8 protein-coding genes are annotated in these 6,467 nt (G+C 70.4%); 7 read left to right on the top strand and 1 reads right to left on the bottom strand.

What is annotated here, in order from left to right:
* Positions 1-96: 96 nt before the first annotated feature.
* The gene (gene pdxR / locus QIT00_RS14735; RefSeq protein ID WP_282535681.1) at positions 97-1,533 is read right to left on the bottom strand and encodes a MocR-like pyridoxine biosynthesis transcription factor PdxR; all 1,437 of its coding nucleotides are present in this window, start codon (positions 1,531-1,533) and stop codon (positions 97-99) included.
* A 46-nt stretch (positions 1,534-1,579) separates the two neighbouring features.
* Between pdxR and QIT00_RS14730 the strand changes: the two genes are divergently transcribed.
* From QIT00_RS14730 to QIT00_RS14700, 7 genes are all read left to right on the top strand, one after another.
* Positions 1,580-2,086, top strand: a complete 507-nt coding sequence (locus QIT00_RS14730; RefSeq protein WP_282535680.1) for a carboxymuconolactone decarboxylase family protein — start codon at positions 1,580-1,582, stop codon at positions 2,084-2,086.
* Between the two features lie 56 nt (positions 2,087-2,142).
* A complete protein-coding gene (locus tag QIT00_RS14725) occupies positions 2,143-2,547 on the top strand; it encodes a carboxymuconolactone decarboxylase family protein (RefSeq protein ID WP_349017179.1) in 405 nt (134 codons plus the stop codon).
* Entirely contained in the window at positions 2,538-3,257 is a 720-nt protein-coding gene (locus tag QIT00_RS14720) for an isocitrate lyase/PEP mutase family protein (RefSeq protein WP_282535678.1), read from the top strand. The genes QIT00_RS14725 and QIT00_RS14720 overlap by 10 nt, the downstream gene beginning before the upstream one ends.
* A gap of 202 nt (positions 3,258-3,459) precedes the next feature.
* Positions 3,460-3,783, top strand: coding sequence for a hypothetical protein (locus QIT00_RS14715; RefSeq protein WP_282535677.1), 324 nt, complete (start codon positions 3,460-3,462; stop codon positions 3,781-3,783).
* Positions 3,783-5,039, top strand: a complete 1,257-nt coding sequence (locus QIT00_RS14710) for a hypothetical protein (protein WP_282535676.1) — start codon at positions 3,783-3,785, stop codon at positions 5,037-5,039. Before QIT00_RS14715 ends, QIT00_RS14710 begins: the two co-directional genes overlap by 1 nt.
* A 21-nt stretch (positions 5,040-5,060) precedes the next feature.
* Positions 5,061-5,771 carry a hypothetical protein gene (locus tag QIT00_RS14705; RefSeq protein WP_282535675.1) on the top strand — a complete coding sequence of 237 codons (711 nt, stop codon included), beginning with the start codon at positions 5,061-5,063 and terminating at the stop codon, positions 5,769-5,771.
* Between the two features lie 14 nt (positions 5,772-5,785).
* Positions 5,786-6,415 (top strand): hypothetical protein, encoded by a 630-nt coding sequence (locus QIT00_RS14700; protein WP_282535674.1) that lies wholly within the window; start codon positions 5,786-5,788, stop codon positions 6,413-6,415.
* Positions 6,416-6,467: the final 52 nt, after the last annotated feature.

Below are 6,467 nucleotides of genomic sequence, written 5' to 3'. Positions count from 1 at the left end.
GGCGCTGAAGAGCGCCCCGAAGGGGCGCGGGGAACTGCGCGACCAGCCACGACGGCGCCGCAGCCGAACGACCGCCCCGAGGCGTGGGGCTGGGGGCTACCCGCCCCCCACCACCCCCGCCAACGCATCGCACAACGCCTCCAACGCCCCCGCCCACGCGTGGTCCGGCGGAGTCGCGTACCCCACGACCAGGGCGTCACGGCCCACGGCGGGGGCCTCCGGGTGCCGGAAGCGGTCCAGGCCGAGGATCGTCAGACCGTGCCAGGCGGCGGCGCGGATCGCCAACTGCTCCGTACCGTCGGGAAGTTCGAGCACCGCGTGCAGCCCCGCCGCGATCCCGCTCACCGTCACCTCGGGCACGCGCGCGGCGAGCGCGGCCACGAGCTGGTCGCGGCGGCGCCGGTAGCGCAGCCGGGCGGCGCGCACGTGCCGGTCGTACGCCCCCGAGGTCAGGAACTCGGCGAGGGTCAGCTGGTCGATCGCCCCGCAGGCCCAGTCCGACGGGCCCTTGGCGCGGGCCACGTCGGCGGCGAGCGCGGCGGGCAGCACCAGCCAGCCGAGCCGCAGCGCCGGGGCGAGGGACTTGCTGGCGGTGCCGAGGTACACGACACGGTCCGGGTCGAGGCCCTGCAGGGCGCCGACCGGCTGCCGGTCGTAGCGGAACTCCCCGTCGTAGTCGTCCTCCAGGATCAGGCCGCCCGAGCGCCGCGCCCAGTCGACGGTCTCGGCGCGGCGCTCCGGCGGCAGCGCTACGCCCAGCGGGAACTGGTGCGCGGGCGTGAGCAGCACGGCGTCCGGGCCGAGCCGCGTCAACTGGTCGGTGCGGGTGGCGCGTTCGTCGTACGGGAGCGGGGGTGTGCGCAGTCCGGCCGTGGTGAGGAGTTCGCGGTGAACGTCGAGGCCGTACGAGTCGACGGCGACGGAGCGGCTCTTCCAGGTCCCCTGCCGCAGGACCCGGGCCAGCAGCATCAGTCCGTGGGCGGCGCCGGAGCAGACGACGATGCGGTCCGGGTCCGCGTACACGCCCCGGGCGCGCGCGAGGTAGTGGGCGAGGGCGGTACGCAGCTCGACCCGGCCCCGCGGATCGCCGTACCCGAAGGCCTCGTTGGGCGCGGCGGACACGGCCTTGCGGGCGGCCTTGAGCCACTCGGCGCGCGGGAAGGAGGCGAGGTCGGGGGTGCCGGGGATCAGGTCGTGGCGCGCGGGGCCCGGTGTGCGGCGCGGCGGCGGGGCGGCGGCCGGGCGGCTCACGGCGCGGTCGGCGACCCGGGTGCCGGAGCCCTGCCGTGCGGTGAGCCAGCCCTCGGCGACCAGGTCGGCGTAGGCGTCGGCGACGGTGTTGCGGGCGATACCGAGGTCGGCGGCGAGGGTGCGGGAGGAGGGCAGCCGGGTGCTCGGGGCGAGCCGGCCGCCGCGGACGGCCTCGCGCAGGGCGTCGGTCAGGCCCTTGCGGACGCCGGGGCCGCGCACGTCCACGTGGAGGTCGACGCCCTGGCCTGTGGCGTTCGGCAAAGTGGCCCATGTTTCCGCCATGGAAATGGACCATACTCCTGGGCCATCGCGCTCGTAGGGTCGAGCCATGAGCACCAACGACAACGACACCCGTGGCTTCGTCCCCGAGCACACCCCCCGCATGGAGTGGGCCAAGCTCGCCCCCGACGTCTACAAGGCGATGTGGCAGCTGGAGCAGGCCGCCCGCAAGGGCCTCGACTCGTCCCTCTACCACCTGGTCAAGATCCGCGCCTCGCAGATCAACCACTGCGCGTTCTGCCTCGACATGCACACCAAGGACGCCCTCGCCGAGGGCGAGTCGGTGGAACGGATCATCCAGCTGAGCGCCTGGGAGGAGTCGAAGCACTTCTACACGCGCAAGGAGATCGCGGCGATCGAACTCACCGAGGCCGTCACGGTCCTGACGGATGGCTTCGTTCCGGACGAGGTGTACGAGCGGGCCGCGGAGTTCTTCGAGGAGGCCGAACTCGCCCACCTCATCGCGGGGATCACGACGATCAACGCGTGGAACCGGTTCAGCGTCGCCACGCGCAAGGTGCCGGGCCACTACAAGCCGGCGGGAGCCCGTTCGTGAGGTCGTACCCCTCGTACCCCCGTACCACCGAACTCCCCGCCGAGTTCCGCACGGCGATGCAGGCGCTGAGCGCGGCCGCCAAGCGCGGGCTCGGCGACGCGGCGCTGGCCGAGCTGGTGATGATCCGGGCCTCGCAGCTCAACCGGTGCGCGTTCTGCCTCGACATGCATCTGGCGCTGGCGCGGAAGGCGGGCGAGTCGGAGGAGCGCCTGGACCTCCTCGCCACGTGGGAGGAAACCACCGGCACGTACACGGCCCGCGAACGCGCGGCGCTGGCCCTGACGGAGGCGGTCACGGTGTTGGTGGAGGGCTTCGTTCCGGACGAGGTGTACGAGCGGGCCGCGGCGCAGTTCGACGAGGCCGAACTCGCCCACCTCATCGCGGTGATCACGGCGATCAACTCCTGGAACCGCCTGATGGTCGCCCGCCGCATCCAGCCGGGAGGCCCGGCATGGACGTGAAGACCTTCCGCGACCTGCACCACGACCGCGCCCCCGGCGACCCGCTGATCCTGCCGGGCCCCTGGGACGCGGCCAGCGCCCGCGCGTTCGCCGGGGCGGGCTTCCCGGCCCTCGCGACGCCGAGCGCGGGCATCGCGGAGTCCCTCGGATACGAGGACGGCGCGACCCCGGCCGACGAGATGTTCGCGGCGGTCACCCGCATCGTCCGCGCGGTGACCGACTACGGCATCCCGGTCTCGGCGGACCTGGAGTCGGGCTACGGGCTGCCGCCCCGCGAACTCGTCGACCGCGCCCTGTCGGCGGGCGCGGTCGGCGTAAACCTGGAGGATTCGAACCCGTCCGGCCTGGCCGACCCGCACGAGCACGCGGCCCGCCTCGCGGAGATCCGCACGGCGGCGGGCGACGCCCTGTTCGTCAACGCCCGCGTGGACACGTACGTACGGGGCGTCCCGGACCTGGACGAGACGGTCCGGCGCGCCCGGCTGTACGTGGAGGCGGGCGCGGACGCCGTCTACCCGATCCTGGCCCCGGAGGACGCCCTCCCCACCCTGTACTCCTCGATCCCGGCACCGGTGAACGCCCTGTCCGTGGCGAACGGCCCGAACCCGGCGGAACTGGGCCGACTCGGGGTTGCCCGAGTGACGTTCGGACCCGGGTTGCTGCGGCGGGTGATGGGGGTGGCGAGGGAGATCGCGAAGGAGTTGCGCTAGCAACCGACTGCGCCCCCGCATTGACGAATGCACCGATCTTGTGGCGCTGCTGCACTGAAGCGGTACTGGTTCCCCGCTCCAGTGGCGCTACGTGAGGTGCCGGTCAGAGGGCTTATATGCCGGATGTATGGTGCCGACAGGTCCGGGCGCCTTGTCTCCCGGACCTGTCACACATGCACATCCACTCGGGGGAGCGCAGCCCATGGGGGAGCACTTCAAGACGGACATCGACCAACTCCAGCAGTTCCTGACGAACTTGGAGAGATGCGTCGACGACCTCAACGAGGCCCGGACCGCCCTCGCCCACGTGCGCGGCGACCAGATCGGCACCGCCCGGCTCGACGAGGCCTGTGACAAGTTCCAGATGGAATGGAAGTACGGGTCCGACAAGACCAAGGAACTGATCGGCGAGATCAAAGAGGGCGTGAAGGCCAACAAGAAGGGCTACGAAGAGGTCGAAGAGGCCTTGGAGAAGGCCCTCAAGCAGATCGCCGACCAGAGCACCTCGGGCGGGGGCGGTAAGTGATGGCGGCGAACCCGTACCCCAACATCGGCTTCAACCCCGTACCGGGCGTTTCCGCCGAGGTCACCAAGCTGCAGCAGAAGGTGGCAGCGGCCGCGACGGCTCTGGAGAACACCCACCGGCAGCTGACGAAGCTCACCGCCGAGAGCAGCTACTGGGAGGGCGACGCGGCGGACAAGTTCCGCGAGAACCTCGAAGGCGACCTGTCGAAGTACCTCAAGGACGCCGGTTCCGCACTGCGTGACGCCGCCACCCAACTCCACCGTTGGGACGGCCACTTGACGTCCAACCGGGAGCTGGCGGGCAAGTACGACGCCGAGGCCGCCGAGCGGAAGGCCGCGGCCGACAAGGCCAAGAACGCCTACGACCAGGCTGCGCAGAACCCGGACCTGCGGCCCGCCGCAAGCTACCCCTCGCAGGAGGAGGCCGACGCGGCGACGGCGCGGATGCGGGCCGCCGAGCGGGACGTGAACGAGGCGAGCGCTGCCCTCACCAAGGCCAACGAGGCGTACTCGTCGCTCAACCGCAAGATCAAGGAGCTGGAGACCACCCACGCCGACCAGGCGGACGTCATCGCCAAGGCCCTGTCCACCCAGGCGGACAAGGCGCCGGACAAGGGGTTCTGGGAGAGCGTCGGGGACGTCATCGGGTCGATCGGCTCCTTCTTGGCTGAGCACGCCGGGACGATCGGAGCGATCGCGGGGCTGCTCGCTCTGTTCCCCACGCCGCTGGCACCGCTCTTCGCGGGCATCGCCATCGCCACCAGCGCGGTGTCCCTGGGCAACAACTTCGCCGACAAGGACTTCCGGGATGCGTTCCTTCCCTGGGGCGACAAGTTCGGCTGGAACATGGACACCTTCTCGGCCTACGCCTCCGTCGGCAGCGACCTCGTCGGCCTGGTGCCCGGTGGCAGGGCACTGAGCGGAGCAGGCCAGGCCATCCGTTCCGGGCTCGACGACGCCGCCCAGATGGGCGTCAGCGTCACCAGCCGTGAGGTCGGCACCGAGTTCGTACGCGAAGTCGGCTCGGTACTGCGTACCGCACCGAGAACAGCGGCCGACGAGGCATGGCAGGCCGCTGGGGAAAGCGCTGCGGGTTCGGCGAAACTCATGGCCGACATCAGCGTGAACGGACTCAATGTCGCCGCGAACGTCATGCCTGAAGAAGGCACTGCGGGCAATGTCGCGGAAGTCACCAAGGCCGGGGCCGGGGCCTGGGCGGGGCAGGACATCGTACGGTCCGTCCTGGCAGCCAGGTAGCCGACGGAGAGGTGAACGAGAATGAACACGCCCCTGCCTCCGGGCTCGGCTGCCCGCAGTGAGGCCCAACCCGTCTTCTGGTACGGCATCCCGCACGGATACGCGAAGCTCGACCTCGATCCTCCGCGCGAGCGCATCGAGGCGCTGGTCCAGGACCTCAATACGCTTCCTGTCGAGCAACGGGCACAGGCGTCGCAGGTGCTGCAGTTCTACGCGGGCATGGTCACCACGTTGAACAAGCAGAATGTGCACATGTTCGCGGTCGGTTACCACCCGGACGACGACGGCACCGTCGTGACGTCGACTCTGAGCATCTCCACCGTCCCCGCATCGGGCCACAACGCCAAGCTGGTCATCGCCGGCCTGGCGGGGTCGGCCGCCGACGACCCGGAGACCGGACTGCGCCCGCTTGAACTGCCGTGCGGCCTCGGCTACCTCGCCGAGGAGAAGAAGCGCACCGTTGCCGTCGGCGGAGATTCGCACACCCCCGAAGCCCCCGCACGCGGAGACGTGTGGCAGGGCACTGTCGCGGTCACCGGCTCGGGTACGCCCGACATCATCGTGGTGCAGATGGTGACGCCCGCTCTCCACCTCGCCGACGTGTACCGGGACATCCTGCTCGGAGTCGCCCACACGCTGACGTTCACGGATCCCGCAGAACCCGCGGTGCTTGCGGAGAGCGAACCGTCGACTCGATCAGCGGCGGCGGCCATACGCAACGACTTCGGATAAGGATGGAGCACCCCATGGACACCCCGCCTGTCGCACCCGACGTCCAGCAAGTCCTCAAGCACAACCGTGGTCTGCTCTATCGGCAGCTCGGAATGCGCCTCGCGATTGCTGCGGCTCTGGTCGCCCTGACGTATCTGCTGGATGTGAGCGGGGTTCCGGCTTCCTTCCTCACGGGCCTTCCGGTCATAGTCGCCGTGCTGATGATGTTCTTCACACTGATTCGGGTGGGTGCCGGCCGACGGCTCAAGGTGTGCGAGCGAGTGCTGAGTGCCTATCCCCTTGAGTACCGCACCCGTGTGGTCAGGAAGGAGTCGCAGTGGCTGCTCCTGGGAGACGTGCACACGGTCAAGCTCTCCGTACGCGGACAGCATGGGGCACCCCATATGCGGGCGCTCAACGCCTCGACACGGCGCCGGTGGCCCAAGGCCGCCGAGGACGGCGGAGCCTGGTTCGCGGGTGATCCCGCGTTTGGTGGCGTGATGATCGTGCCCAGCACCAAGGACATGCTCTTTCTCCAGCCCGCCGGCTGGGACAAGTTCGCGGCGGAACGCGAGAACGCCGATCCCGCCCGCCTCGCCAGGGCCCAACAGGCGGGAATCACCAAGAAGCTGGAACGCGAGCCCCGCGTCCTGCCCACCGGATAGGCCGCCGCGATGCGGAACGACCTCGGACAGCACCAGCAGGGCTGGGGCAGAT

The sequence above is a fragment of the Streptomyces luteolus genome, from assembly GCF_029968015.1.
In the GTDB taxonomy this organism is placed as follows: domain Bacteria; phylum Actinomycetota; class Actinomycetes; order Streptomycetales; family Streptomycetaceae; genus Streptomyces; species Streptomyces luteolus.
The sequence above is the reverse complement of the archived record's forward strand: the minus strand, read 5'-3'. Positions and strand labels throughout refer to the sequence as shown.

Excerpts from the sequence above, each read along its gene's own strand:
- QIT00_RS14710 (WP_282535676.1), top strand. The coding sequence starts at position 3,783 with ATGGCGGCGAACCCGTACCCCAACATCGGCTTCAACCCCGTACCGGGC.
- QIT00_RS14700 (WP_282535674.1), top strand. The coding sequence starts at position 5,786 with ATGGACACCCCGCCTGTCGCACCCGACGTCCAGCAAGTCCTCAAGCAC.
- pdxR (WP_282535681.1), bottom strand. The coding sequence starts at position 1,533 with ATGGCGGAAACATGGGCCACTTTGCCGAACGCCACAGGCCAGGGCGTC.
- QIT00_RS14725 (WP_349017179.1), top strand. The coding sequence starts at position 2,143 with ATGCAGGCGCTGAGCGCGGCCGCCAAGCGCGGGCTCGGCGACGCGGCG.
- QIT00_RS14730 (WP_282535680.1), top strand. The coding sequence starts at position 1,580 with ATGAGCACCAACGACAACGACACCCGTGGCTTCGTCCCCGAGCACACC.
- QIT00_RS14715 (WP_282535677.1), top strand. The coding sequence starts at position 3,460 with ATGGGGGAGCACTTCAAGACGGACATCGACCAACTCCAGCAGTTCCTG.
- QIT00_RS14720 (WP_282535678.1), top strand. The coding sequence starts at position 2,538 with ATGGACGTGAAGACCTTCCGCGACCTGCACCACGACCGCGCCCCCGGC.
- QIT00_RS14705 (WP_282535675.1), top strand. The coding sequence starts at position 5,061 with ATGAACACGCCCCTGCCTCCGGGCTCGGCTGCCCGCAGTGAGGCCCAA.